This is a genomic window from Amycolatopsis sp. NPDC045836, assembly GCF_056431745.1.
The window spans coordinates 54,216-79,108 of the sequence record NZ_JBWKKF010000032.1 but is presented as its reverse complement, the minus strand read 5'-3'; the positions used below and the strand labels follow the sequence as shown (position 1 = coordinate 79,108).

The 24,893-nt window shown below is 70.6% G+C and carries 18 protein-coding genes, 1 rRNA gene and 1 pseudogene; 7 read left to right on the top strand and 13 right to left on the bottom strand.

The annotated features are described in order from the left end of the window. The 3 genes from AC07EG_RS37190 to AC07EG_RS37180 form a co-directional block, all read right to left on the bottom strand. Positions 1–84: ribosomal RNA gene (locus AC07EG_RS37190) — 16S ribosomal RNA — on the bottom strand; the annotation flags it as partial. A gap of 338 nt (positions 85–422) precedes the next feature. Next, positions 423–1,766 (bottom strand): type I glutamate--ammonia ligase, encoded by a 1,344-nt coding sequence (gene glnA, locus AC07EG_RS37185; RefSeq protein ID WP_478257961.1) that lies wholly within the window; start codon positions 1,764–1,766, stop codon positions 423–425. Positions 1,767–1,802: 36 nt separating this feature from the next. Further along, positions 1,803–3,131, bottom strand: coding sequence for an MFS transporter (locus AC07EG_RS37180; RefSeq protein WP_478257960.1), 1,329 nt, complete (start codon positions 3,129–3,131; stop codon positions 1,803–1,805). On the opposite strand from AC07EG_RS37180, the gene AC07EG_RS37175 reads away from it, so the two are divergent. Next, a complete protein-coding gene (locus tag AC07EG_RS37175) occupies positions 3,130–4,092 on the top strand; it encodes a GlxA family transcriptional regulator (protein WP_478257959.1) in 963 nt (320 codons plus the stop codon). The two genes, AC07EG_RS37180 and AC07EG_RS37175, sit on opposite strands and share 2 nt — an antisense overlap. A 19-nt stretch (positions 4,093–4,111) precedes the next feature. Further along, positions 4,112–4,786: an LppX_LprAFG lipoprotein gene (locus AC07EG_RS37170; RefSeq protein ID WP_478257958.1), complete on the top strand. Its 675-nt coding sequence runs from the start codon at positions 4,112–4,114 to the stop codon at positions 4,784–4,786. Here the strand turns inward: AC07EG_RS37170 and AC07EG_RS37165 are convergent. Then, the gene (locus tag AC07EG_RS37165) at positions 4,783–6,339 is read right to left on the bottom strand and encodes an alpha/beta hydrolase (protein ID WP_478257957.1); all 1,557 of its coding nucleotides are present in this window, start codon (positions 6,337–6,339) and stop codon (positions 4,783–4,785) included. The two genes, AC07EG_RS37170 and AC07EG_RS37165, sit on opposite strands and share 4 nt — an antisense overlap. A 100-nt stretch (positions 6,340–6,439) precedes the next feature. Next, positions 6,440–8,008 (bottom strand): alpha/beta hydrolase, encoded by a 1,569-nt coding sequence (locus tag AC07EG_RS37160; protein ID WP_478257964.1) that lies wholly within the window; start codon positions 8,006–8,008, stop codon positions 6,440–6,442. Positions 8,009–8,144: 136 nt separating this feature from the next. Between AC07EG_RS37160 and secA2 the strand changes: the two genes are divergently transcribed. After that, positions 8,145–10,481 (top strand): accessory Sec system translocase SecA2, encoded by a 2,337-nt coding sequence (gene secA2, locus AC07EG_RS37155; RefSeq protein WP_478257956.1) that lies wholly within the window; start codon positions 8,145–8,147, stop codon positions 10,479–10,481. A gap of 46 nt (positions 10,482–10,527) precedes the next feature. On the opposite strand, the gene AC07EG_RS37150 is transcribed toward secA2, so the two are convergent. Beyond that, on the bottom strand, positions 10,528–11,688 hold the full coding sequence (locus AC07EG_RS37150) for an alkaline phosphatase PhoX (protein WP_478257955.1): 1,161 nt from the start codon (positions 11,686–11,688) through the stop codon (positions 10,528–10,530). Positions 11,689–11,797: 109 nt separating this feature from the next. Continuing rightward, positions 11,798–13,516 carry an NAD+ synthase gene (locus tag AC07EG_RS37145; RefSeq protein ID WP_478257954.1) on the bottom strand — a complete coding sequence of 573 codons (1,719 nt, stop codon included), beginning with the start codon at positions 13,514–13,516 and terminating at the stop codon, positions 11,798–11,800. Between the two features lie 73 nt (positions 13,517–13,589). On the opposite strand from AC07EG_RS37145, the gene AC07EG_RS37140 reads away from it, so the two are divergent. Both AC07EG_RS37140 and AC07EG_RS37135 read left to right on the top strand, forming a co-directional pair. Further along, positions 13,590–14,300, top strand: a complete 711-nt coding sequence (locus AC07EG_RS37140; protein ID WP_478257953.1) for a maleylpyruvate isomerase family mycothiol-dependent enzyme — start codon at positions 13,590–13,592, stop codon at positions 14,298–14,300. 99 nt (positions 14,301–14,399) lie between these two features. Then, the gene (locus AC07EG_RS37135) at positions 14,400–14,924 is read left to right on the top strand and encodes a GNAT family N-acetyltransferase (RefSeq protein WP_478257952.1); all 525 of its coding nucleotides are present in this window, start codon (positions 14,400–14,402) and stop codon (positions 14,922–14,924) included. Here the strand turns inward: AC07EG_RS37135 and AC07EG_RS37130 are convergent. Further along, positions 14,891–15,643 carry an alpha/beta hydrolase gene (locus AC07EG_RS37130; RefSeq protein ID WP_478257951.1) on the bottom strand — a complete coding sequence of 251 codons (753 nt, stop codon included), beginning with the start codon at positions 15,641–15,643 and terminating at the stop codon, positions 14,891–14,893. The two genes, AC07EG_RS37135 and AC07EG_RS37130, sit on opposite strands and share 34 nt — an antisense overlap. Then, positions 15,640–15,939: a hypothetical protein gene (locus AC07EG_RS37125; RefSeq protein ID WP_478257950.1), complete on the bottom strand. Its 300-nt coding sequence runs from the start codon at positions 15,937–15,939 to the stop codon at positions 15,640–15,642. Before AC07EG_RS37125 ends, AC07EG_RS37130 begins: the two co-directional genes overlap by 4 nt. 197 nt (positions 15,940–16,136) lie before the next feature. Between AC07EG_RS37125 and AC07EG_RS37120 the strand changes: the two are divergent. Continuing rightward, positions 16,137–20,113, top strand: a pseudogene (locus AC07EG_RS37120) (discoidin domain-containing protein). On the opposite strand, the gene AC07EG_RS37115 reads toward AC07EG_RS37120, so the two are convergent. Then, positions 20,097–21,218, bottom strand: coding sequence for an alkaline phosphatase family protein (locus AC07EG_RS37115; RefSeq protein ID WP_478257949.1), 1,122 nt, complete (start codon positions 21,216–21,218; stop codon positions 20,097–20,099). The pseudogene AC07EG_RS37120 and the gene AC07EG_RS37115 overlap by 17 nt on opposite strands. A gap of 45 nt (positions 21,219–21,263) precedes the next feature. Between AC07EG_RS37115 and AC07EG_RS37110 the strand changes: the two genes are divergently transcribed. Further along, positions 21,264–21,473 (top strand): FmdB family zinc ribbon protein, encoded by a 210-nt coding sequence (locus AC07EG_RS37110; RefSeq protein ID WP_478257948.1) that lies wholly within the window; start codon positions 21,264–21,266, stop codon positions 21,471–21,473. A 51-nt stretch (positions 21,474–21,524) separates the two neighbouring features. Here the strand turns inward: AC07EG_RS37110 and AC07EG_RS37105 are convergent, their stop codons facing one another. From AC07EG_RS37105 to AC07EG_RS37095, 3 genes are all read right to left on the bottom strand, one after another. After that, the gene (locus tag AC07EG_RS37105; RefSeq protein WP_478257947.1) at positions 21,525–23,294 is read right to left on the bottom strand and encodes a 3-hydroxyacyl-CoA dehydrogenase family protein; all 1,770 of its coding nucleotides are present in this window, start codon (positions 23,292–23,294) and stop codon (positions 21,525–21,527) included. Between the two features lie 95 nt (positions 23,295–23,389). After that, on the bottom strand, positions 23,390–23,809 hold the full coding sequence (locus AC07EG_RS37100; protein WP_478257946.1) for a hypothetical protein: 420 nt from the start codon (positions 23,807–23,809) through the stop codon (positions 23,390–23,392). Beyond that, positions 23,797–24,387: a hypothetical protein gene (locus tag AC07EG_RS37095; protein ID WP_478257945.1), complete on the bottom strand. Its 591-nt coding sequence runs from the start codon at positions 24,385–24,387 to the stop codon at positions 23,797–23,799. The genes AC07EG_RS37100 and AC07EG_RS37095 overlap by 13 nt, the downstream gene beginning before the upstream one ends. Positions 24,388–24,893: the final 506 nt, after the last annotated feature.

Below are 24,893 nucleotides of genomic sequence, written 5' to 3'. Positions count from 1 at the left end.
CCCCGAAGGGCTTCATCGTTCGACTTGCATGTGTTAAGCACGCCGCCAGCGTTCGTCCTGAGCCAGGATCAAACTCTCCAACAATGAATTTGATCGATAACTCGAAATACATCTCAAAGGAAACCCCGACGAGGGGGTTTCATATAAGCTCTACTGGCTTAGTTCACTAGCACACTGTTGAGTTCTCAAGCAACACACTAAATTGTCTGGCAAGTACCTCCAGGGCAAAGTACAGCCAACCGCTTCGATCGTAGTCGTTGGGGTTGGCTTCCCATCCTGGGGGCCGTCGCAGTACGTTACCCGGTCCGGCTCGCGGAGTCAACCCCCGCTCGGCCCTGGCTCGCTCCCTGGCGACGAAGAGAAGATTACCTGGTCCCCAACCCCCCGGGAACAGGGGGGTACCTTAACGCCGTTTGCGCAGGTCAGAGCACCGGGAGCAGGGTTCGCAGCTCGTACGGCGTCACCGCGCTCCGGTAGTTGTCCCACTCGGCCCGCTTGTTCCGGAGGAAGAAGTCGTAGACGTGCTCGCCGAGCGCCTCGGGCAGCAGCTCGGAGCGCTCCATCTCGGTCAGCGCCTCACCCAGGTTCTGCGGCAGGTTCTTGTACCCGGCCGCCCGGCGCTCGGCGTCGGACAGCGACCAGATGTTGTCCTCCGCGGGAGCGGGCAGCTCGTAGCCCTCGGCGATGCCCTTCAGACCGGCGGCGAGGATCACCGAGTAGGCCAGGTACGGGTTGCACGCCGAGTCCAGGGTGCGGATCTCCACCCGTCGGGAGGACGCCTTACCGGGTGAGTACATCGGCACGCGCACCAGTGCGGACCGGTTCGACCGGCCCCACGACACGGTCGTCGGTGCCTCGCCACCGCTGATCAGGCGCTTGTAGGAATTCACCCATTGGTTGGTCACCGCGGAGATCTCCCTGGCGTGGTGCAGCACGCCGGCCACGAACGCCTTGCCGGTGTCCGACAGCTCGTGCGGGTCCTCGGGGTCGTAGAAGGCGTTGCGGTCGCCTTCGAACAGGCTGACGTGGGTGTGCATGCCCGAGCCCGGCTGGTCGGTGAAGGGCTTGGGCATGAACGTGGCGCGCACCCCCTGGGTCAGCGCCACCTCCTTGACCACGTACCGGAAGGTCATCACGTTGTCGGCCATGGTCAGCGCGTCGGCGTAGCGCAGGTCGATCTCCTGCTGGCCGGGCGCGCCCTCGTGGTGGCTGAACTCCACCGAGATGCCCATCGCCTCGAGCGTCTCGATGGCGTGGCGCCGGAAGTGCGTGGCCGTGGCGTGGCTGGCCTGGTCGAAGTAACCGCCGTTGTCCGCGGGCTCCGGCTCGGTGCCGTCGTCGGGCAGGGTCGAGAGCAGGAAGAACTCGATCTCGGGGTGCACGTAGCAGGTGAACCCGGCTTCGCCCGCCTTCGACAGCTGGCGGCGCAGCACGTGGCGGGGGTCCGCCCACGAGGGCGAGCCGTCCGGCATCGCGATGTCGCAGAACATCCGTGCCGAGTACGGCGCGCCCTCGGGCGTTTCCCACGGCAGCACCTGGAAGGTGGCCGGGTCGGGTTTGGCGACCATGTCCGACTCGTAGACCCGCGCGAACCCCTCGATCGCGGACCCGTCGAAGCCGATGCCCTCGCTGAACGCCCCCTCCAGCTCGGCGGGCGCCACCGCCACCGACTTGAGGAACCCGAGCACATCGGTGAACCAGAGCCGCACGAAACGGATGTCCCGTTCTTCAAGCGTGCGCAGCACGAACTCCTGCTGGCGATCCATGGCCGCACCCTATGCGGATCGTGTTAACGGCGTGTTTCACGACACCCGGAGGCGGGGCACCGCGATCGACATCACCGCGGCGAGCACGCACAGGCCGCCCGCCACCAGCCAGGCCAGGTCGTAGCTGCCCTGCAGGTCACGCGTCAGGCCGGCGCCGAAGGCCGCCAGCGCGGCTCCCACCTGGTGCGAAGCGAACACCCAGCCGAACGCGATCGGCGCGGCGTCGCCGAACCGCTCGCGGCACAGCGCCACGGTCGGCGGCACGGTGGCGATCCAGTCCAGGCCGTAGAAGATGATGAACACCCACATGCTCGGCTCCACGCCCGGCGCGAACAGCGACGGCAGCACCATCAGCGACAGGCCGCGCAGCGTGTAGTAGGCGCCGAGCAGGATCCGCGGGTTCACCCGGTCGGTGAGCCAGCCGGACAGGATCGTGCCCGCCACGTCGAAGATGCCGACCAGGGCGAGCAGGGAGGCCGCGGTGGTGTGCGGCATGCCGTGGTCGTGCGCGGCGCTGACGAAGTGCGTGCCGACCAGGCCGTTGGTCGACGCCCCGCAGATCGCGAACCCCCCGGCGAGCAGCCAGAACGTCTTCGTGCGGGCGGCGTCGCGCAGGGTGCGCAGGGCACGGGCGGCGCTGCTGCCGGTGACCGGGGTGGCGGCCACCCCGGATTCGCCGCCGTAGGCCGTGGTCCCGAGGTCGGCGGGGTGGTCGTGCAGGAACAGCACCACCAGCGGCACCACCGCGAGCGCGGCGATGGCCACCACGATGGAGGCGGTGCGCCAGCCGTACTCGGTGGCGAGCGAGGCGACCAGCGGCAGGAAGATCAGCTGGCCGGTGGCCCCCGCGGCGGTGAGGATGCCGCTGACCAGGCCGCGGCGGTGCACGAACCAGCGCCCGGTGACGGTGGCGACGAAGGCCATCGACATCGAACCGGTGCCGACGCCGACCAGCACGCCCCAGAGCAGTTGCAGCTGCCAGGACGCGGTCATGAACACGGTGAGCCCGCTGCCGGCCGCGACCAGGGTCAGCGCCCAGGCGACCACGCGGCGCATGCCGAGCCGGTCCATCAGCGCGGCGGCGAACGGGGAGATCAGGCCGAACAGCACCAGGTTGATCGAGACGGCGGCGCCGATCGTGCCGCGGGCCCAGCCGAACTCGGCGTGCAGCGGGTCGATCAGCACGCTGGGCACCGACCGGAAGCCGGCCGCACCGATCAGGGTCACGAAGGCGACGGCCGCCACCACCCACGCCCGGTGCGGGCGGCGGAGGCGCAGTTGGAGTTGAGTCACCAGGCCAGTTTCATGACACTTCGCGGTCCTAACTAGTGGCCTGAGCGCCAATATGTGAAAGAATCCGGCCATGGCCGAACCCCACCGGATCGCCGTGCTGGCGATCGACGAGGTGGTCGGGTACGACATGCAGATCCCGGCCCAGTTGTTCCGCACCGCGAAGCGCGACGGCGAGCCGCTGTACGACGTGCGCGTCTGCGGGATCGACGACCAGCCGGTGCGGGTCAGCGCCGGGTACACCGCGGTGCTCGACCACGGTCCGGAGGTGCTGGCCGAGGCCGACACGGTGATCATCCCCGGCACGCGCGCGCGGGGGCCGCGGTACGAGGGCACGCTGCCCGCGGACATCGCCGCGGCGCTCGCGCTCATCCGGCCGGGCACGCGGATCATGTCGATCTGCACCGGTGCGTTCGTGCTGGGTGCGGCCGGTCTCCTCGACGGCAGGCGGGCGACCACGCACTGGGCGTACGCCGACGAGCTGCGTGCGCTGTACCCGAAGATCGAGGTGGACGAGGACGTGCTCTTCGTCGACGACGGTGACGTGCTGACCTCGGCCGGGCTCGCCGCGGGGGTGGACCTGTGCCTGCACGTGCTGCGTGCGGACCACGGCAGCGAGGTGGCCAACACCGCGGCGCGCTACAGCGTGGTGCCGCCGTTCCGCGAGGGCGGGCAGTCGCAGTACATCGACCGGCCGGTGGCCGACGAAGGCGCCGGGAGCACGGCCGCGACCAGGGCGTGGGCGCTGGGCAGGCTCAGCGAACCGCTGGACCTGGCGACGCTGGCGGAGCACGCGCGGATGAGCGTGCGCACCTTCAGCAGGCGGTTCCGCGCGGAAACCGGGCTCTCCCCGCGGGCGTGGCTGATCCAGGAGCGGGTGAAGCACGCGCGGCACCTCCTGGAGCAGACCACGCTGCCGATCGACCGCGTCGCGCAGGAAGCCGGGCTGGGCACCTCGGCCTCGCTCCGGCAGCACCTCAACGCGGCGATCGGCGTGGCCCCGCTGACCTACCGGCGCACCTTCGCGCGTGGTTGAAACGGCTAACGTGGGCAGCATGTTCTCGCGCCGCCTGCTCGGGCTGCTGTTGTTGACCGGACTGCTGGGCGGGTGCGCCGGTTCGCCGGACACCAGCGGGCCGCTGCCCGACGGCACCGGGCTGGTGCGGGAAGCGGCCGCGGCGGTCGGACGGCTGGACACGGTGCACTTCAAGTTCGGCATCAGCGGCATGCTCGAAGGGCTCGAGGTCCTCGACGTCGAAGGGGACGCGAACCGGGCCGGTGGTGCCCGCGGGCGAGCCGGGGTCCAGGAGGCGAACGACCGCATCGACTACCAGTTCCAGCTGGACGGGCAGACCCTGACGCTGACCGATCCACAGGGTGCCACCCGCACCCAGCCGCCGCCCGCGTTCACGCCGACGACGTTGCTGGACGCTTCACGCGGGCTGCCCCGGCTGCTCAACGGCGCGACCTCGCTGGAGACCGAGGGCAAGGAGCGGCTCGGCGAGGTGCCGACCTACCGGGTGACCGGCAAGGTGCCGCGTGAGGTCGTCTCGTCGGTGGTGCCGTCGATCCAGGCGGACGTGGACGTGAAGTTCTGGGTCGAGCAGGAGGCCACGCGGAACCTGGCGCGGGTGTGGCTGCAGGTGCCGCCGCGGCAGGCGAACGAAGGCGCGATCATGCTGGAACTGGCGTTGACGGCGCCGAACCAGCCGGCGCCGTCGACCACCTAGCCCGCGGTGCAGCGGAGACCTTCCGGGGGCAGGGTGCCGCTGATCAGGTAGGCGGCACCGGCGTCGTCGACGCAGGGCACGCCCTGGAGGAACACCGTGTGCTGGGTGCCCTCGAAGGTGAGCAGGCCGCCGTTCATCGCCTTCGCCAGGTTCACGCCCGCTTCGTACGGCGTCGCCGGGTCGTTCGTCGTCGAGATCACCAGGACCGGGGGCACACCGTCGACCTTCGGCGTGTGCGGTTCGGAGGTGTTCGGCACGGGCCAGAAGGCGCAGGTGTCGAGTGCGGCGCCGTCCGGCCTGCCGTCGTCCAGGAACGGTGCCGCCTCGTTGCCCCGTCGCAGCACCTCGGCGATGCGGTTCTTGTCGGTGGTCTTGGGGTTGTCCACGCAGTTGATCGCGGTGAACGCGTCCTGGATGGTGCCGTAGGTGCCGTCCGCGGCCCGCTCGTTGTACTGGTCGGCGAGGGCGATCAGCTTGTCCCCGCGCTGCTGGGCCAGCTCGGCCAGCCCGGCGTTGAGCTGCTTCCACAGCTGCTGCGAGTACAGCGCCTGGATCGCCGCGGTACCGGCGTCCTCGTAGGTGAGCTTCCGGTCACCGGCGGGCACGGGGTTTTCGATCAACGGCCGGGTCAGGTCCTGGAACGCCTTCGTGGCGCCTTCGGGGTCACGGCCGAGCGCGCAGTCGGGCTGCTCCGCGCACCACTTCGCGAACTCGCCGAACGCCTTGCCGAAGCCGGCGATCTGCGCGAGGTTGCCGTCGAGCTGGTCCTGCGCCGGGTCGACGGCGCCGTCGAGCACCATCGCGCGCACCTTGCCGGGGAACGCCTCGGCGTAGGTGTAGCCGATCTGCGTGCCGTAGGAGTAGCCGAGGTAGGTCAGCTGCTGGTCACCGAGCGCGGCCCGCAGCAGGTCGAGGTCCCTGGCCACGTCGCGGGTGCCGAGGTTGGCCAGCATGGCGGTGCCGTGCTCGGTGCGTTCGGCGCACTTCGCGCCGAACTCCCTGGCCTCGGTCTCCTGCTTGGCCACGCCTTCCGGGGAGCCGTCGGTTTCGGCGTCGTCCGCGCGGTCGGCGTCGCGTTCGGCGTCGGTCAGGCAGCGGATCCGGGGTTCGCTGGCGCCGACCCCGCGCGGGTCGAAGCCGACGATGTCGAACCGCTTGCCGACTTCGCCCTTGGCCGCCTGGACGGAAATGCCCGCCGCGGCGACCATGCCGGAGCCGCCCGGCCCGCCCGGGTTGAGCACGAGCGAGCCGATCCGCTCCCCCGCCGCCCGGTGGCGGAGCACGCCGATGCTGATCTTCTCGGCTTCCGGCTCGGCGTAGTCCAGCGGCACGCTCAGCCGGGCGCATTCCAGGCCGGGCACGCGGAAGGCGGCTCTGCTGTCCTCGCCGGTCGCGAACGGCGCGCACGCACCCCAGGCGAGCTGCTGCGCGTAGAAGCCCGCCAGGGGGTCGGGCGGCGGGGCCGGCGTCCGGGACTCCACCACCACCGGAGGCGGGGTCTTCGGCGCTTCCTCGGCCGAGCACGCGGCGGTGACCAGGGCGAGGGGCAGCACAACAGCGATTACCGAGCGGAACGGGAACACGACCGAATCGTGCCACTTACTCCCCGGTTGGCGCAGTGCGACGGCAGCACCCTGCCGGGTGAAGATCGATTCACCGGCCCGCGCAGCGGGTGCCCTCCGCGGGCAGGGTGCCGTCCACCAGGTAGGCCTCGCCCGCCTTGTCCACGCAGGTGTTTCCCTGCAGGAACACCGTGTGCTGGGTGCCTTCGAAGGTGAGCAGCGCGCCCTTCATCGCCTTCGCCAGGTTGACCCCGGCTTCGTACGGGGTCGCCGGGTCGTTCGTCGTCGAGATCACCAGGACCGGGGGCACGCCTTCCACGTTCGGAGTGTGCGGTTCGGAGGTGTTCGGCGCGGGCCAGAAGGCACACGAGTCGAGCGGGGCGCCGTCCGGCCTGCCGTCGTCGAGGAACGGCGCGACCTGCATGTACCGCTCCTGCGCTTCGAGGATCTTCGCCTTGTCCGTGACCCGCGGGTCGTCCACGCAGCGGATCGCGGTGAAGGCGTCCTGCGTGGTCGAGTACCGGCCGTCCGCCCCGCGTTCGTTGTAGGTGTCGGCGAGCTTCATCAGCGTGCCGCCGTTGCCGCTCTTCAACGCGTTGAGGCCGCTGTTCAGCGTGTCCCACAGCTGCTGGGTGTAGAGCGCCTGCACGGTGCCGGTGGTCGCGTCCTCGTAGGAGAGGAGGCGGCCGTCGCCGGCCGCGGCCTTGTTGTCGATCAGCGGCCGGGTCAGGTCCTGGTACGCCTTCGTCGCGCCCGCCGGGTCGCTGCCGAGCGCGCAGTCCTGCTCGGCCACGCACCACCGCACGAATTCCTCGAACGCCTTGCCGAAGCCCTCCCCCTGCGCGACCAGCGATTCGACCGCGTCCTGCTCGGGGTCGAGCGCGCCGTCGAGCACCATCGCGCGGACGTTCTGCGGGAACGTCTCGGCGTAGGTCGAGCCGATGCGCGTGCCGTAGGAGTAGCCGAGGTAGGACAGCTCGGCGTCACCGAGCGCGGACTTGAGCACGTCCATATCCTTGACGACGTCCCTGGTGCCGACGTTGGCGAGCATGGCGGCGTGGTGGTCGGTGCGTTCGGCGCAGCGCTCGGCGAAGGTCCGGTTCTCGGCTTCCTGCTGCGCCACTCCGGCGGGCGAGCCGTCGGACTCGATGTCGTCCGCGCGTTCGGCGTCGCGTTCGGCGTCGGTCAGGCAGCGCACCTGCGGCCGGCTCGCGCCGACCCCGCGGGGGTCGAAGCCGACCAGGTCGAAGCGCGCGGTCAGCTCGGCCGAGGATTCGGTCATACCGGCCGCCGCGGCCATGCCGGACGCGCCGGGGCCACCGGGGTTGACCAGCAGCGACCCGATCCGCTCGCCGCCTTCGGCCCGGTGCCGGAGCACGCCGACGGTGATCGTCTCGCCCTGTGGCTGCGCGTAGTCGAGCGGCACGGTGAGCCGGGCGCATTCGACGCCCTTCACCCCAAAGGCCGTCTTGGTGCTCGCCGTGGTGGCGTAGGGTGCACAGTCGCCCCAGCTCAGGGGTTGCGCGTAGAACTTTTCCAGACCGGCGGGAACCGGGCCCGCCGGTCCTTTCGTTTCGGTCACCGGCCGCGGTGGTTCAGCCTCGGTGGAACAGGCGGCCAGAACGACCGGTAGCGACGTTAGGACGAGGACAAGGCCCAGCTTGGCCCGGTAGCGTTCGAGTCGGCGCACCTCGACGATGGTGCCAGCACCGAAGAGCGGAACTCGGACGCGGTAGGGCCGCGTTGGGCAAGCGGAACATCGCCCGCTGGGCGCGACACGACAGAGGAGAGCACGGGTGGCAGCGTTGATGAGCCGGGTCGGCAAACGGTTGCGCAGGATCATCCAGCGTCCGGCCAGCGTGGAACTGACCCGCTACGAAGCCCTCCTGCCCGCCGTCGAGAAGCGGGAGCCGGAGCTCGAGAAGCTTTCCGACGAGGAGTTGACCGAAACCGCGGCGAAGCTGCGCGAGGTCGGCACGTGGGGGGACGACCAGCTCGTCGAACTGGGTGCGCTGGGTCGCGAGGCGGCCCGCCGCGCGCTCGACGAACGCGCCTTCGACGTCCAGGTGCTCGGCACCCTCGGGCTGCTCACCGGGCACGTGGTGCAGATGGCCACCGGTGAGGGCAAGACGCTGGCCGGCGCGCTCGCCGCGGCGGGGTACGCGCTGCAGGGCAAGCGCGTGCACGTGGTCACCGTCAACGACTACCTGGCCCGTCGTGACGCCGAATGGATGAAGCCCATCTTCGACCTGCTCGGCGTGTCCGTCGGCTGGGTGGAGCCGTCGCGCACCCGGGAGGAGCGGCGCGCGGCCTACCACGCCGAGGTCACCTACGGCGCGGTCAGCGAGATCGGCTTCGACATGCTGCGCGACCGCCTGGTCACCAGGGCCGACGAGCTGGTCCAGCCGGAGCCCGAGGTGGCGATCATCGACGAGGCGGACTCGGTGCTGGTCGACGAGGCCAGGGTGCCGCTGGTGATGGCCGGTTCGGTGGACGCCGGCCAGGCCGACGAGGAGGTGGCCAACGTCGTCCGGCGGCTGCGCCTCGGCCTGCACTACGAGACCGACAAGGACGGCCGCAACGCCTGGCTGACCAGCGCCGGTTCGTCGGTGGTGGAGAAGTCGCTCGGCGGCATCGACCTCTACAGCGAGTCCGGGACCGGGCAGGACCGGCTGGCCGCGGTGAACGTCGCCCTGCACGCGCACGCGCTGCTCGAACGCGACGTCGACTACCTGGTCCGCGACGGCAAGGTGCAGCTGATCAACGCCTCCCGCGGCCGGGTCGCGGAGCTCCAGCGCTGGCCGGACGGGTTGCAGGCGGCCGTCGAGGCCAAGGAGCAGGTGCCGCCGTCGGACCGCGGCGAGATCCTGGACTCGATCACCGTGCAGGCGCTGATGGCGCGGTACCCGCAGGTGGCGGGCATGACCGGGACCGCGGTGGCGGTCGCCGAGCAGCTGCGCGAGTTCTACAAGCTGGAAGTGGCGGTCATCCCGCCGAACACCGAGAACATCCGCGAGGACGCCAAGGACCGCATCTTCGCTTCGCCGTCGCAGAAGCTGCGGGCGATCGAAGAGGAGATCGCGCGGGTGCACGAGACCGGGCAGCCGATCCTGGTCGGCACCCAGGACGTGGCCGAGTCCGAGGAACTGGCCGAGAAGCTGGCGAAGGTCGGCCTCGAGTGCGTGGTGCTGAACGCGCGCAACGACGCCGAAGAAGCCGAGATCATCGCCGACGCCGGTCGGTACGGCGCGGTGACGGTGTCCACCCAGATGGCCGGTCGCGGTACCGACATCCGGCTCGGCGGCAGGGACGGCAAGGACCGGGACCGGGTGGCCGAGCTGGGCGGGCTGCACGTGATCGGGACCGCGCGCTACCCGAGCAGCAGGCTCGACGACCAGCTGCGCGGTCGCGCCGGGCGGCAGGGCGACCCGGGCAGCTCGATCTTCTTCGCCAGCCTCAACGACGACCTGGTGCTGCAGAACGCGCCGGACATCCCCGAGGGCATCGACTCCGACCCCGAAACCGGCGAGATCACCGACGTGGCCGCGCACCGGCAGATCAAGCACGCGCAGCGCGTGGCCGAGGGCGTCGACCTGGAGATCCACCGGAACACCTGGCGCTACACCCGGCTGATCGAGCGGCAGCGCACCGAACTGCTGGCGCACCGCGACAAGCTGCTGCGCACCGACCTGGCCAAGGAGCAGCTGGAGCAGGGCGCGCCGGAGAAGTTCAAGGAGCTGTCCGAGGCGCTGGACGACGAGGAGAAGGTGGCGCAGGTCTGCCGCGAGATCGCGTTGTTCCACATCGACCAGCTGTGGTCGGACCACCTGGCGTTCCTGACCGACGTGCGGGAGAGCATCCACCTGCGGGCGCTGGCCAGGGAAACCCCGCTCGACGAGTTCCACCGCGCGGCCATCCCGGAGTTCCACAAGATCATCCCGGAGACCGAGAAGCGCTCGATCGCCTCGCTGGAGGAGGCCGAGATCACCGAGAACGGCGTCGACCTGGCGGCGTCCGGGGTGCGGCGGGCCACCTCGACGTGGACCTACCTGGTGCACGACAACCCGTTCGACTCCGACGCCGAACAGGCGCTGAAGAAGGTGCGGAGCCTGTTGCGGCGCAAGAAGGATTGAGTTCCAGAAGCGGGGCCCCGGTTGCCGGGGCCCCGCTTTTTCGTGTTCAGCTCCGGAAGGGGCCGGTCACTTCGTAGGTGATGCCGCCCGAACTGGAGCCGCTGGTCCCGCGCTGCGACGAGAAGTACAGCCGGTTCCCGGCCGGGGTGAACGCCGGGCCGCAGATCTCCGAACCGCTCTGGCCGTTGATCCGCAGGAACGGCGCCACCACGTCGTTCGGCGTGATCACGCAGATCTCCATGTTGCCGCCGTCCTCGGCGACGAAGAGGTCACCGGACGCGCTGCCGGTCACGTTGTCCACCCCGGTCAGCGGGGCGGTGCCGGGGCTGACCAGCGAGTCGTCGTAGGCGAGTTCGTAGGTGTTGTCCGCCAGGTTCAGCTGCCACAACCGGTTGTCGCCCTTGGTGGTGAACCAGGCGGTGTCGTTCGCGTAGTGCAGGCCCTCGCCGCCGTTGAACCGCTTGGCGCCGGAGACCTGGTTGCGGGTGGCGGTGGGCGAGCCGTCGACGTCGGGCACGTCCGCCCAGGTGAACGAACCGGAGGTGGCGGTGCCGGCGCGCAGCACCTGCAGCTTGCCCGCGGAGAGGTCGCCCCAGGTGGTCGGCAGGAAGCGGTAGAGGCAGCCGTCGGAGACGTCCTCGGTCAGGTAGACCGCCTTGCGCACCGGGTCCGCGGCGGCGGCTTCGTGCTTGAACCGGCCCATCGCCGGGTGCCGCACGGCCGCCTTCACGCCCCACGGGTCGCATTCGTAGACGTAACCGCCGTCGATCTCCTCGCAGGACAGCCAGGTCTTCCACGGGGTGGCGCCACCGGCGCAGTTCAACCGCGTGTTCGACAGCACCCGGTACGCGGCGGTGATACCGCCGCCGGCGTTGAACTTCAACGCGCTGGCACCGCCGCCGACCGCGATCTCGGAGTTGGACACGTAGATCCAGCCGGTGCCGTCGGCGAACACCGCGCCGCCGTCCGGCGCGTCGTGCCAGGTGTAGCCGGCGACCTGCTGCCGCGACCGGGCCACGACCCGGCTGGTGAACCCGGCCGGGAGCTGGATGCCGTTGGCGTCCGCGGCCTGCAGCGGGCCGTACGGGCTGGGGCCGTTCTGCGCCGGGTTCGCCAGCGCGGACGGGGTGAACGTGTTGCCGAACGCGGTGACGCCCGCGCCGAGCACCGCCGCGCGCAGGAAGTTCCGTCTCTTGAAGGTCGACACGTTGTGCCTCCGATGGGTTCCGCTGGTGGTGGGGGGAACCCATCGGACGCTACGGAAACGCGGTGACCGGGAACACCCACCGACGGTGAACTCCCGACCAAAAGCGCAGTCAGTGGACCTCGCGCCAGGAGTTGGTGATCGGCAGGCGGCGGTCGCGGCCGAACGCCTTGAAGGTGATCTTCGTGCCCGGCGGGTACTGGCGGCGCTTGTACTCGGCCTTGTCCACCATCCGGACCACGCGGTCGATCACCTCGGCGTCGAACCCGGCGGCGAGCAGGTCGGCGAAGCCGCGGTCGCCCTCGACGTAGTCGTCCAGGATGTCGTCGAGCAGCGCGTAGTCCGGCAGGGAGTCCGAGTCCAGCTGGTCCGGGCGGAGTTCCGCGGACGGCGGCTTGCTGATCGAGTTCTCCGGGATGGGCGGGGTCTCCCCGCGCTTCTCGGCTTCGGCGTTGCGCCAGCGGGCCAGTTGCCACACGTGCGTCTTGAACACGTCCTTGATCGGGGCGAAGCCGCCGACCGCGTCGCCGTAGATGGTCGAGTAGCCCACCGCCAGCTCGGTCTTGTTGCCGGTGGCCAGCACCAGGTGCCCGTCCTGGTTGGACAGTGCCATGAGCAGCATGCCGCGGGTGCGGGCCTGGATGTTCTCCTCCGCGAGCCCGGTCAGCTTCAGCTGGTCGACGTAGAGCTTGACCATGTCCTCGACCGGCTCGGTCCGGAAGTGCGCGCCGATGCGGCGGGCCAGTTCGGCGGCGTCGGACCGCGAGTGCTCCGAGGAGTACTTCGACGGCATCGACACGCCGTGCACCGCGTCGCCGCCGAGCGCGTCGGCGGCCAGCGCGGCCACCACGGCCGAGTCGATGCCGCCGGAGAAGCCGAAGGTGACCGAGCGGAAGCCGTTCTTCTGCACGTAGTCCCGCAGGCCGACGACCAGCGCCGACCACACCTCCGCCTCGTCCGAGAGCGGCTCGCTGACCGGCGGCTCGGCGAGCGGTTCGTAGGCGGGCAGCGGGTCCGACGAGAGCACGCGGCGGTTGACGTGCAGCCCGGCCAGTTCACCGTCGGCGGCGTGGCCGCCCGCTTCGATCTCCATGTCCAGCACGAGCAGGTGCTCGGTGAACTGCGGGGCGCGGGCCAGCAGCCTGCCGTCCGCGGCGACCACGATGGAGTCGCCGTCGAAGACCAGGTCGTCCTGCCCGCCGACCTGGTTGGTGTAGACCAGCGGGGCACCGGCCTCGGCGGCGCGCCGGGCGATCAGCGGCAGCCGGATGTCGTCCTTGGACCGTTCGTACGGCGAGGCGTTCGGCGCCACCACCAGGTCGACGCCGGCCTTGCCGAGCGCGGCGACCGGGCCGCCGTCCTGCCAGATGTCCTCGCAGATGACCATGCCGATGTCGACGCCGTGGTACCGGACCACGTCGAGCGTGGTGCCCGGCTTGAAGTAGCGGTGCTCGTCGAACACGCCGTAGTTGGGCAGGTGGTGCTTGAACTGCCTGGCCACCACCTCACCCCGGTACACCGCGGCCGCGGCGTCCCGTGGTCCGGCCTCGTCCAGGTCGAGGTAGCCGACGTAGGCCAGCACCTCCCCGCAGCCCGCCTCGTCGAGCCGCCTGGCCACCTCGTCCACCTTGGCGCGGGACGCCTCGGCGAAGGTCTTGCGCAGGGAGAGGTCCTCCACCGGGTACCCGGTCAGCGACATCTCGGGGAAGACCACCACGTGGGCGCCGGCCTCGGCGGCCTTGCGCGTCCATTCGACGGTCTGGTCGGCGTTTCCGGCGAGGTCCCCGACGGTGGGGTTGACCTGGGCCATGGCGATGCGCAGTTGCGGCATTGCGTCATTCTCGCTCACCCCGGCCCGCCCGGCGACCAGGTGTGCCCAACTCCGCGCCCAATAGGGTTGCCCGATGAACCGAGAGCAGTACACCGCCGAGCTGGCGCACCACGGCAGCGCACTGGCCGCGGCTGCCACCGACCTGTCCAGACCGGTGCCCAGCTGTCCGGACTGGACCGTGGCCGACCTGGTCTGGCACACCTGCGAGGTCTTCTACTTCTGGCGGCTGCAGCTGAGCGGGCTGGTCAGCGGGCCGGACAACTACCAGGCACCCGAACGGCCCGCCGACGACGAGCTGCTCGACCGGTACGCGGACAACCTGCGGCACCTGGTCGAGGCCGTGCGCCGGGCGGACCCGGCCAAGCCCGTGTGGACCTGGTCGGCGGACCGGACGGCGGGGTTCGTCCAGCGCCGGATGGCCCACGAAGCCGCGGTCCACGCCTGGGACGCCTCGCTCGCGGCCGGTCAGGAGGTGCCGATCGGCCGGGAACTGGCGGCCGACGGCATCGACGAGTTCCTCACCCACTTCCTCCACGAGTCCCCGGCCGAGGACCTCGGTGGCTCGGTCCACCTGCACGCCACGGACGGCCCTGGTGAGTGGTCGATCACCTTCGACGGCACCTGGCGGGTCACCCGGGAGCACGCGAAGGGCGCGGTGGCGGTGCGGGCCGCCGCCGCCGACCTGCTGCTCCTGCTCTGGCAGCGACGGGACGTCACCCAGGTGGAGACCTTCGGCGACACCGCCGTGCTGACCCGCCTGCTCAAGTCGGCGCACACGAGCTGAGTCCGGCACCGAGCTCCGGTGAACCGGGGCCCACTCGCCCGGAGCACGAGTTCCTGCACTCGGCCTGAACTTGTCGGTGCGCGGAGTTACGGTCGCCGGGTGACCACGTTCCACGCCATCCACACCGAGCGCCTCATCCTGCGTCCGTTGCGCCGGGAGGACCGGGCCGCCGTCGTCGGGATCCAGGCCGATCCCGAGACGAACCGGTACAACTCCGACCCGCCCGACGCCGACCAGGCGGGCAAGCAGTTCGAGTACTGGCTCTGGCACTGGGCCGAGCACGGCTTCGGCTACTTCGCCGTGGTGGAGGCCGCGACCGGGGAGATCGCCGGGGTGGGTGGCTTGCAGTCGAAGGAACTGCACGACGAGCAGCTGGTGAACCTGTACTACCGCTTCCGCCCGCAGAGCTGGGGGAAGGGCTACGCCACCGAGATGGCGCGGGCCGCGGTCGCCTGGGCGGAGCGCGCGCTGCCCAGCCGTCCGGTGGTGATTTCCGTGGCACTGGTCAACGAACCGTCCCGGCGGGTGGCCGAGAAGCTCGGCTTCACGCCCTACCTGGAGGAGGACTACCAAGGACAGCGCTCAACCCACTACCGCCGTTCACTGTCCACAATGGTCACCTGACGGTTTTCGCAGTCACCGTCCCAGTCCCGCGGCAGCGGCGTGGGTGTTTCCGGGGCGATGACGGAGACCAGGTGGTCGAGCACCGCGTCCGCGTGGCCGACCAGCAGGTGACCGGCGCCGGGCAGGGTGAGCACCCGCGCCTGCGGGATCATCGCGCAGCCTTCGCGCACTTCGCCGGGGCGCCGGTAGTCGTCGAACTCCGGCACCAAGGCCACCACCGGCTTGCCCGTGTGCGCCCAGGCAGCCCGCTGCACCGGGCTGCTCCAGCGCAACGGGGGCGCGATCAGCACGATGCCTTCGACGAGCGGGTCCGTGCCGTGCATGAGCGCGAGGTCGCTGCCGAACGACCAGCCGGCCAGCCACACCCGGGGTAGGCCCCGGCGGCGGGCGAAGTCGAGTGCGGCCGCGACGTCGAAGCGCTCGGCCTCGGCGGCGCCGAAGGTGCCCTCGCTGCGCCCGGCTTCGCTGGCCGCGCCTCGCGTGTTGAACCGCAGCACCGCGAGCCCGGCCAGTGCGGGCAGGCGGAAGGCCGCCTTGCGCAGCACGTGCGAGTCCATCATGCCGCCGTGCGTGGGCAGCGGGTGCAGCAGCACCACGGTCGCCACCGGGTCGCGGTCCGCGGGCCGGGCCAGCTCGCCGACCAGCCGGAGGCCGTCCTCGGTGTGCAGCGTCACCGCCTCGCGTCGCGCGGGGAGCACGGTGTTCGGTCCGATCCTCACCACCGGCCGGGCCTCCTCCTCGCTCGGGCGTCCCAGCAGGGACGGTGCCAGTGCCGCCGGTCGGTCACCGACCCGGTCCCGTCGGCGGGCCACACCACCACGTGCGGTACGCCGGGGCGGATCTCGTGGTCGCAGCCGGGGCACCGGTAGACCTTGGTGGCGTGCGCGCCGGGCACCGAACGGACGAGCCAGTCGCCGTCCGCCGCCGACTCGGTGCTCGCCCACCCCGACGCCCCGCCCACGTCGCGCGCAGGCGAACTCGCGCGACCACGCGAGGGCTTGTTGCGTCGGGGCACGCGGTCACGGTATCCGCGAGCCCAGCCGAAGCACCGCCGGGCCACCACACCGGCGTCCTGCCGCCCGTTGACTCCCACCAGCGCGTCTGCAACTCTTGAACAGTTATACGCAAGAAGATGACATTGACTTGTCACAAATTAGGCAGATTCCAGTAATAACCCGCTCAATCGCCCCTCAACGGAGAGGTTCCCCGGTGATGACGGTTCTGGTGAGATCGAAGAAACGACCCCGTGCGGCAAGCCTGGCCGTGGCCGCACTGCTGGTGGCGGCGCCGGCGGCCGTGCTCCCGGCGATCGGCGGCACCGCCGCGGCCGCCCAGGCCAGCAGCGCTCCTGCCCACGCCTCGAAGATCAACGACGGCGATCAGGACAGCTACTGGGAGAGCAGCGGCAGCTCGCTGCCGCAATGGGCGCAGCTGGACCTCGGTGCCGAACGCAGCGTCGACCAGGTGACGCTGAAGCTGCCCGCCGGCTGGGCCGCGCGGCAGCAGCGGCTCAGCCTGCAGGGCAGTCTCGACGGCACCGGCTTCGCCACCATCTCCGCCGCGGCCGAGCACACCTTCACCCCCGCCGAGCACAACACCGTCCGGATCGACTTCCCACCGGCCGTCGCCCGGTTCCTCCGGGTGGAGATCACCGCCAACACCGGGGCCCCGGCGGCGCAACTCGCCGAGTTCGAAGCCCGGCCCGCCGGATTCCAGCCCCTCGCCAGCACGCTCACCGCGAGCAGTTCGCACCCCGAACACCCGGCGGGCAACGCGGGCGACGGCAATCCGTCGACCTACTGGGAAAGCGCGAACGGCGCCTTCCCGCACTGGCTCCAGGCCGATCTCGGGGCCGCGGTCCCGGCGAGCCGCGTCGAGCTGGAACTGCCGTCCGGCTGGGGCACGCGCACGCAGACGCTGAGCGTGCGCGGCAGCACCGACGGCACCGGTTTCACCGATCTCGCCACGTCCGCCGGACGGATCTTCAACCCCGCCGGTGGGAACGCGGTGACCATCGACTTCACCACGGCGACCGTCCGCTACCTGCGGGTACAGATCACCGCGAACACCGGCTGGCCCGCCGGGCAGCTCGGCGAACTCACCGTCTCCGGACCGTCCACGGGGGACACCCAGGCACCCGGTGCGCCGTCGGACCTGGCGTTCACCGAGCCGGGGACCGGGCAGATCCGGCTCACCTGGTCCGCCGCCACCGACAACGTGGGGGTGGCCGGATATGACATCTACGCCAACGGCGTCCTGCGCACCAGCGTCGCGGGCACCGTGCTGTCCCACACCGACAACCAGCCAGACGGCACCACCGTCACCTACTCCGTGCGGGCGAGGGACGCCGCGGGCAACCAGTCGGCGGACAGCGGCACGGTGACCCGCGCGGGCACCGCCGCCGGTGCGAACCTGGCCGTGGGCAAGCCGATCACCGCTTCCTCGACGGTGCACTCGTTCATCGCGGCCAACGCCAACGACAACAACACCGCGACCTACTGGGAAGGCAGCGCCTACCCGAGCCTGCTCACCGTCGCACTCGGCTCGAACGCCGACCTGAACGCCGTGGTGGTCAAGCTCGACCCCGATCCGATCTGGGCCAGCCGCACGCAGACCGTCGCGGTGGAGGGCCGCGAGCAGTCGGCCGCGGGGTTCACCACGCTCGCCGCCGCCAAGTCGTACGGCTTCGACCCGGCCACCGGCAACACGGTGACCATTCCGCTCACCGCCAGGGCAGCCGACGTCCGGCTCCGGATCACCAGCAACTCCGGCGCACCGTCCGGGCAGGTCGCCGAGTTCCAGACGCTCGGGGTGCCCGCACCGAACCCGGACCTGACCGTCACGGGCCTGTCGTGGACACCGGCGAACCCGGTCGAGACCGATCCGGTGACCGTTTCCGCGACCGTGCGCAACACCGGTTCGAGCCCGTCCGCGGCCACCGACGTCAACCTGTACCTCGGCACCGCGAAGGCGGGCACGGCGCAGGTCGGCCCGCTGGCGGCGGGGGCATCGGCGACCGTCTCGGTGAACATCGGCCAGCGCGATGCCGGTGACCACCCGATCAGCGCCAAGGTCGACGAGGGCAACAAGGTGGTCGAGCAGAACGAGGCCAACAACGCGTTCAGCAGTCCGTCGCCGCTCGTGGTGACCCCGGTGCCCAGCTCCGACCTGATCGCGTCGCCGGTCGGCTGGACGCCCGGCGATCCGGCCGCGGGCACCGCGGTGAACTTCTCGGTGGCGATCAAGAACCAGGGCACCGCCGCCTCGGCCGGTGGTGCGCACGGCATCACGCTGACCGTCACCGACACCACCACCGGTTCCGTGGTGCGCACGCTGACCGGCAGCCACACCGGCGTCATCGCTCCCGGCACCACCACCGCACCGGTCTCCCTGGGCGGCTGGCCCGCGGTCGACGGCAAGTACACGGTGAAGACCGTGCTCGCCGCCGACGCCAACGAACTGCCGGTCAAGCAGGCCAACAACACCACCAGCCAGCCGTTGTTCGTCGGGCGCGGCGCCAACATGCCGTACGAGTCGGTCGAGGCCGAGGACGGCGTGGTCACCGGCGGCGCGTCGGTGGTCGGCCCCAACCGGACGATCGGCGACCTGGCCGGAGAAGCCTCCGGACGGCGGGCGGTGACGCTCGACAGCACCGGCAGCGCCGTCGAATTCACCACCGGGACGAGCACGAACACGCTCGTCACCCGGTTCTCCATCCCGGACGCGCCGGGCGGCGGCGGACTCACCGCCACGCTGAACGTCTACGTCAACGGCCAGTTCCTCAAGCCGATCACGCTGACCTCGAAGCACGCGTGGCTGTACGGCCCAGAAGCCGGTCCCGGCAACAGCCCGGGGGCGGGCGGGCCGCGTCACATCTACGACGAAGCCAGCACGCTGCTCGGCACCACCGTGCCCGCGGGCAGCAAGATCAAGCTGCAGAAGGACTCCGCGAACAGTTCGCAGTACGCCATCGACTTCGTCAACTTCGAGCAGGTGGCACCGCGGGCGAACCCGGACCCGGCCCGCTACGCCGTACCGGCCGGGTTCACCCACCAGGACGTGCAGAACGCGCTGGACAAGGTGCGGATGGACGCCACCGGCACGCTCACCGGCGTCTACCTGCCCGCCGGCGACTACGCCACGTCGAACAAGTTCCAGGTCTACGGCAAGGCGATCGACGTGGTCGGCGCCGGCGTCTGGTTCACCCGGTTCGTCGCGCCGGCGAACGCGGAGAACACCGACATCGGCTTCCGCGCCGACGCCACCGCGAACGGCTCGAAGTTCTCGAAGTTCGCCGTGTTCGGCAACTACACCTCGCGCAACGACGGGCCCGGCAAGGTGTTCGACTTCTCGAACGTGGCGAACATGACCATCGACGACCTCTGGGTGGAGCACAGATGTGCCTGCTCTGGGGGTCGAACACGGACGGCACCAGGGTGTCGAACTCACGGATCCGGAACCTGTTCGCCGACGGGCTCAACTTCACCAACGGCAGCACCGGCAACCACGTCGACAACAACGAAGCCCGGTCCACCGGTGACGACAGCTTCGCCCTGTTCGCCGCCACCGACAACAACCCGGGCAACCAGTTCGGCAACGTCTACGAGAACCTGACCGCGATCCTGCCGTGGCGGGCCGCGGGCCTGGCGGTCTACGGCGGGTACGGCAACACCTTCCGCAACCTCCACCTCGCGGACACGCTGACCTACTCGGCGATCACCATTTCGTCGCTCGACTTCGGTTATCCGATGCACGGTTTCGGACCGCAGCCGACGAACTTCCAGAACATCTCGGTGGTGCGCGGCGGCGGCCACTTCTGGGGCGCGCAGACCTTCCCCGGGATCTGGCTGTTCTCCGCGTCGAAGGCGTTCACCGGCATCCGGCTGTCCGATGTGGACATCGTGGACCCGACCTACCACGGCATCATGTTCCAGACCGACTACGCCGGCGGGCAACCGCTGAACGCGGTGCAGGACACCGTGCTCACCAACGTCAGCATCAGCGGCGCGAGGCTGAGCGGGGACGAGTTCCAGGCGAAGTCGGGCTTCGGGATCTGGGCCAACGAGCTGCCGGAACCGGGTGAAGGCCCGGCGGTCGGCTCAGCCACCTTCAACAACCTGAAGCTGAGCAACAACCACATCGACATCCGGAACACCACACCCGGGTTCAAGATCACCCAGAACCCGTAGCCACCGCGAGCGGCACCAGCTGCTCCGCGGTGGTCAGCGAGCCGTGCTGCCCCAGCAACGAGGACTCCACCGCCTCCGCGAGTTCGCGCACCATGCCGAACGCGCCCTTCGCGGCGGCGACCACGTCCCCGATCCTGGGGCGCACGTGCGCGCTGACCTCCGGCCCGAACAACCCGTTCGCGATCGCTTCCTCCCGGCCGAACACCCACGCCCGGTCACCGAGGACCTCCTGCCACGCGGCCAGGACGTCCGCCTCGGCACCTTCTTCGGCGTACACGTGCCTCGCCCGGGTCTCGCCGCCGATCGCCCGGACCCCGGCCAGCAGTTCGGGCGTTTCGTCGAGGTCCAGCTTGTCGTCGACGAGCACCATGCCGTGGTCGGCGACCACCGCCAGCAGCGCGCCCGGCGGCAGGCCGTCCACCACGGACTCCACCAGCCGGTCCACCTGGCGCAGCTGCATCCGCCAGGCGGCCGAGCCGGGGCCGTAGACGTGGCCGAGCAGGTCCAGCTGGCTGTGGTACGAGTAGCAGAACGAACGCGGCTCGGCGAGGGCGTCGAGCGTGCGGGCGGCGAGGTCGCCGAACGCGTGCACGCCGCGGTACCGGGCACCCCGGTGCACCGCCTGCGTCAACGCGGAGTTCGCGAACTGGGCTTCGGAGACCACGCTCGTGCGCACCCCGGCCGCGGCGGCGCGGGCGAAGGTGGTCGGCAGCGGCTGGACCTGCTCCGGCGGCAGCGTGCCGCGGAGGTCGCCGCCGTGGTCGTGGCTGCACCAGCGCAGGGCGTTGAGCACCCCGGCCCCCGGCACCTCGAAGGTGTAACCGACCATGCCGTGCTCACCCGAGGGCACGCCGGTGCCGATCGCGGCCAGCCCGGCGGCGGTCGTCGACGGGTAGCCGACCCGCAGCTGGGAGGAGGTGAGTTCGTTCAGCACCGGGGCGTCCTCGGGGTGCGCCTCCAGCAGCTCCCAGCCGAGTCCGTCGACGAGCAGCACGCAGATGCCGGACGCTTCGCCGAAGCCGAGCGTGTCGGTGAAACCGCCGACCCCGAGCGTGGCGAGCGCGGACGGCACCACCTGGGCCAGGTGCGGGTGATCGGTCAGCACGACGCCAGCTTCCCACTTCGGGGCCCCGGCCGCGATAATGGCGGTATGCCGACCTACGCCTACCGCTGCCGGGAATGCACCGAGACCTTCGAGCTGGTCCGCCCGATGGCCGAATCCGGCGCACCGGCGCCTTGCCCCGGCGGGCACGCCGACACGGTGAAACTGCTGAACACGGTCGCGTTGACCGGCTCGTCCGCCGCCCCCGCCCCGGTCGGCGGAGGCGGCGGCTGCTGCGGTGGTGGCTGCTGCTCCTGAGGCCGGTTCGGTTCCGCGCTGGGGCGTCCCGTGGTCCGGCGTGTCGGCCGATCAGATGTAGTCGCGGAAGCCCTTGCCGGTCTTGCGGCCCAGCCTGCCCGCGGTGACCAGGTGTTCCAGCAGCGGCGCCGGCGCGAAACCGGCCTCGCGGAACTCGTTGTACAGGGTCCGCTGGATGGCCAGCGAGACGTCGAGGCCGACCACGTCCAGCAGTTCGAACGGCCCCATCGGCAGGCCGCAGCCGACCTTCATCGCGGTGTCGATGTCGGCCGACTCGGCGTAGTGCGCTTCCAGCATCTTCACCGCGTCGTTCAGGTACGGGAAGAGCAGCGCGTTGACGATGAAGCCCGCGCGGTCGGCGCAGTGCACCGGGTGCTTGCCGATCGACCGGCAGAGGTGGTGCGCGGTGGCCACCACCTCGGGTGCGGTGGCGATGGTGCCGACCACCTCGACCAGCTTCATCACCGGCGCCGGGTTGAAGAAGTGCAGCCCGAGCACGTCGGCCGGGCGGCCGGTGGCCGCGGCGCACTCGATCACCGGCAGCGAGGAGGTGGTGGTGGCCAGGATCGCGCCCGGCTTCACCGCCTCGTCCAGTGCGGCGAACACCGCCCGCTTGACCGCCAGGTCCTCGGCCACCGCCTCCACCACCAGGTCCACGTCGGCGAGTTCGGCGAACTCCACCGCCGGCCGGATGCGCCCCAGGGCCGCCGCGGCGTCCTCGGCGGTCAGCCGCCCCTTCGCCACCTGCCGGTCCAGCGACCTGCCGACCCCGCCCAGCGCGGCCTGCGCCTTGTCCGCGCTCCGGGCGCGCAGCACCACGTCGAACCCGCGCTTGGCGAAGACCTCGGCGATGCCGGTGGCCATCGTGCCGGTGCCGACCACGCCCACCACCCCGACCGCCCGCGGTGCGGCGTCCACTGTGGACGGTTCGGGGGCGGCGTCCACCACCACCGGTGAATCCGGTGCCCGGTAGGTGTAGAACCCCCGGCCGGTCTTCCGGCCGAGCAGTCCGGCGGTGATCATCTGCTTGAGCAGCGGGGCCGGCGCGTGCAACCGGTTGCGCGACTGCCGGTACATCGATTCGAGGATCTCGTAGGCGGTGTCCAGCCCGATCAGGTCGAGCAGCGCCAGCGGCCCCATCGGGTAACCGCAGCCGAACCGCATCGCGGCGTCGAGGTCCTCGCGGGTGGCGTACCGCGCCTCGTACATCCGCACGGCGTGGTTCAGGTAGCCGAACAGCAGGGCGTTCGCGATGAACCCGGCGCGGTCGCCGGTGACCACCGGCTCCTTGCCGAGCCGCCGCGCGAACGCCACCACGTCGGTCACCACGTCCGGTTCGGTGACGACCGTGCGCACCACTTCGACGAAGTTCAGCACCGGCGCGGGGTTGAAGAAGTGCAGCCCGACCACCTTGCCCGGCCGCGAGGTGTGCACGCCGATCTCGGTCACCGACAGCGAGGAGGTGTTGGAGGCCAGGATCGCCTGCGGCTTGGTGATCTTGTCCAGCTTGGCGAAGATCTCGGCCTTCAGTTCGAGGCTCTCCGGCACGGCTTCGATGACCAGGTCCACGCCGGCGAGTTCGGCGAGCGAGGTGGTGCAGCGCACGCGGCCGAGCAGCGCGGCGTGCTCGTCTTCGCTCAGCTTGCCCTTGGCCAGCGCCCGGGCGGTCGAGTGCGCCAGGTGGCCCCGGCCCCTGGTGACCCCGGCTTCGTCCACCTCGACGGCCACCACGTCCAGTCCGCTGCGGGCGAGCACCTCGGCGATCCCCGCGCCCATGGTGCCCAGCCCGACCACTCCCACACTCGAGAACTCCCGTGCCACGATTGGCCTCCGTAGGTTACTCGCCGGTAGAAGCCCTGATGGTGACACGGGAACGGCCCGGTGGCGGTTCGGGATCGAGCAAGATGGGGGCAGGCTCACGCGGGCAGGCGCGGGAACACCGTGTTGGCGACGTTGCGCAGCACCCCGCACGGGTCCCCACCGGCGCGCATCGACACGAAGATCGACACCGTTTCCAGCTCACCGGCCTGCGCCCCGGGCCACGGCTTGAGCGTGGTCTGCGCCGAGCAGTAACCGCTGCTGCTGTTCCACACCATGGCCTGGCGGCCGCCGGGGGTCTCCGGCACGTAACCGGCGTCGGCGCTCAACGGTTCGTCGATGGAGAAGTACAGCGAAACGTGGTCTTCGCCGGACCGGCCCCAGCGGCAGCTGTGCTTGGTCGGTGTCTTGCGCGCGGTCCGCGCCGAACCGAGGTGCGCGCCGATTTCGGCGTCGGTGATGATCGCGCAGGCGTCGAGCGCGCCGAGTGAGCCCGCGGGGAAGCTCAGGTGCCCCACGCGCTTTCCACCACCGCGGTCGCGGCCTGCTCCAGTGCCTCTTCCGCGATCGGGCACCACCTTTCCGGGGCGACGTCCGCGCCGCCGGGGGAGCCGAAGCTGCTGATGTTGGCCTGCAGGCTGTGCTCGTCGGCGAAGACGAGGTAGCGGTAGCAGTTGCCCTCGTAGTCGGTGCCGGATTTGTGGATGGTGAGCTGGCGTTCGAGTTCGGGGGCGCGGTCGATCTCGGTGGTCGGGGTGATCTCGTTGCGCTCCAGCTCGTCGATCACCCCGCCGAGCCAGAGGTCGGCCTGCGCGCCGTCGACCTCGACCGCGACGATGCAGTTGTCCGGTGAAGTGCTGGGCCGGCCGGTCACTTCGGCGGTGTTGTTCAGGGCGGGCAAGTCGAGCAGGGAGCAGTAGTCGACGGTGGTGTAGTTCCCGAAGGCGGCGGCCGCCGTCAACGGCGACCGCTCCTCTTCGATGCGTGCCTGCTCCGCCCGATCGGGTGACGGTTTGCCGATGACGGTGCTCGCGCAACCGCTGAGCAGCGCAACCAGCAGGAGGAATCCAGCCGCCCGGAACCGGTTTCTTCGCATGCGGCACGCTAACGTTTCCGGAATCGGGTGGTGGACGGCAATTCCACCGGTTCGGACACGCTCACCGCCGGGCCCCACCCCGGTCGATCATTGTGACTACGGCGGAGAAGGCATTGTCAAGGCGGGAGGGAGTACCTTGACAAAGCCTTCTCCGCCGTGTTCTTGGCTGTGGACCGGGGTGGGGCGGGGGGTGTGGGTGCTGCCCTGGGTGGGTGGCCCGGCTTCCGGTTGGGGTCGCCGCTGTTTGCGCCGGGTGGGCGGGCGGGTTCCTGTTGGGGTCGCCGCTGTTTGCGCCGGGTGGGCGGGCGGGTTCCTGTTGGGTGGGTGGGTTTCTTATTGGGTGGGTGGGTTCTTGTTGGTGGGTGGGTTTCTTGTTGGGTGGGTGGGTGGTGGGTCTTCTTGGGTGCCTTGCTGCCCGGTTGCGTTGGGGGGCCAGGCTTACTGTTCCGTTGGGGGCAAGGCTTGCTGTTCCGTTGGGTGACTGGCTGGCTTCCCGTTGCGTCGAT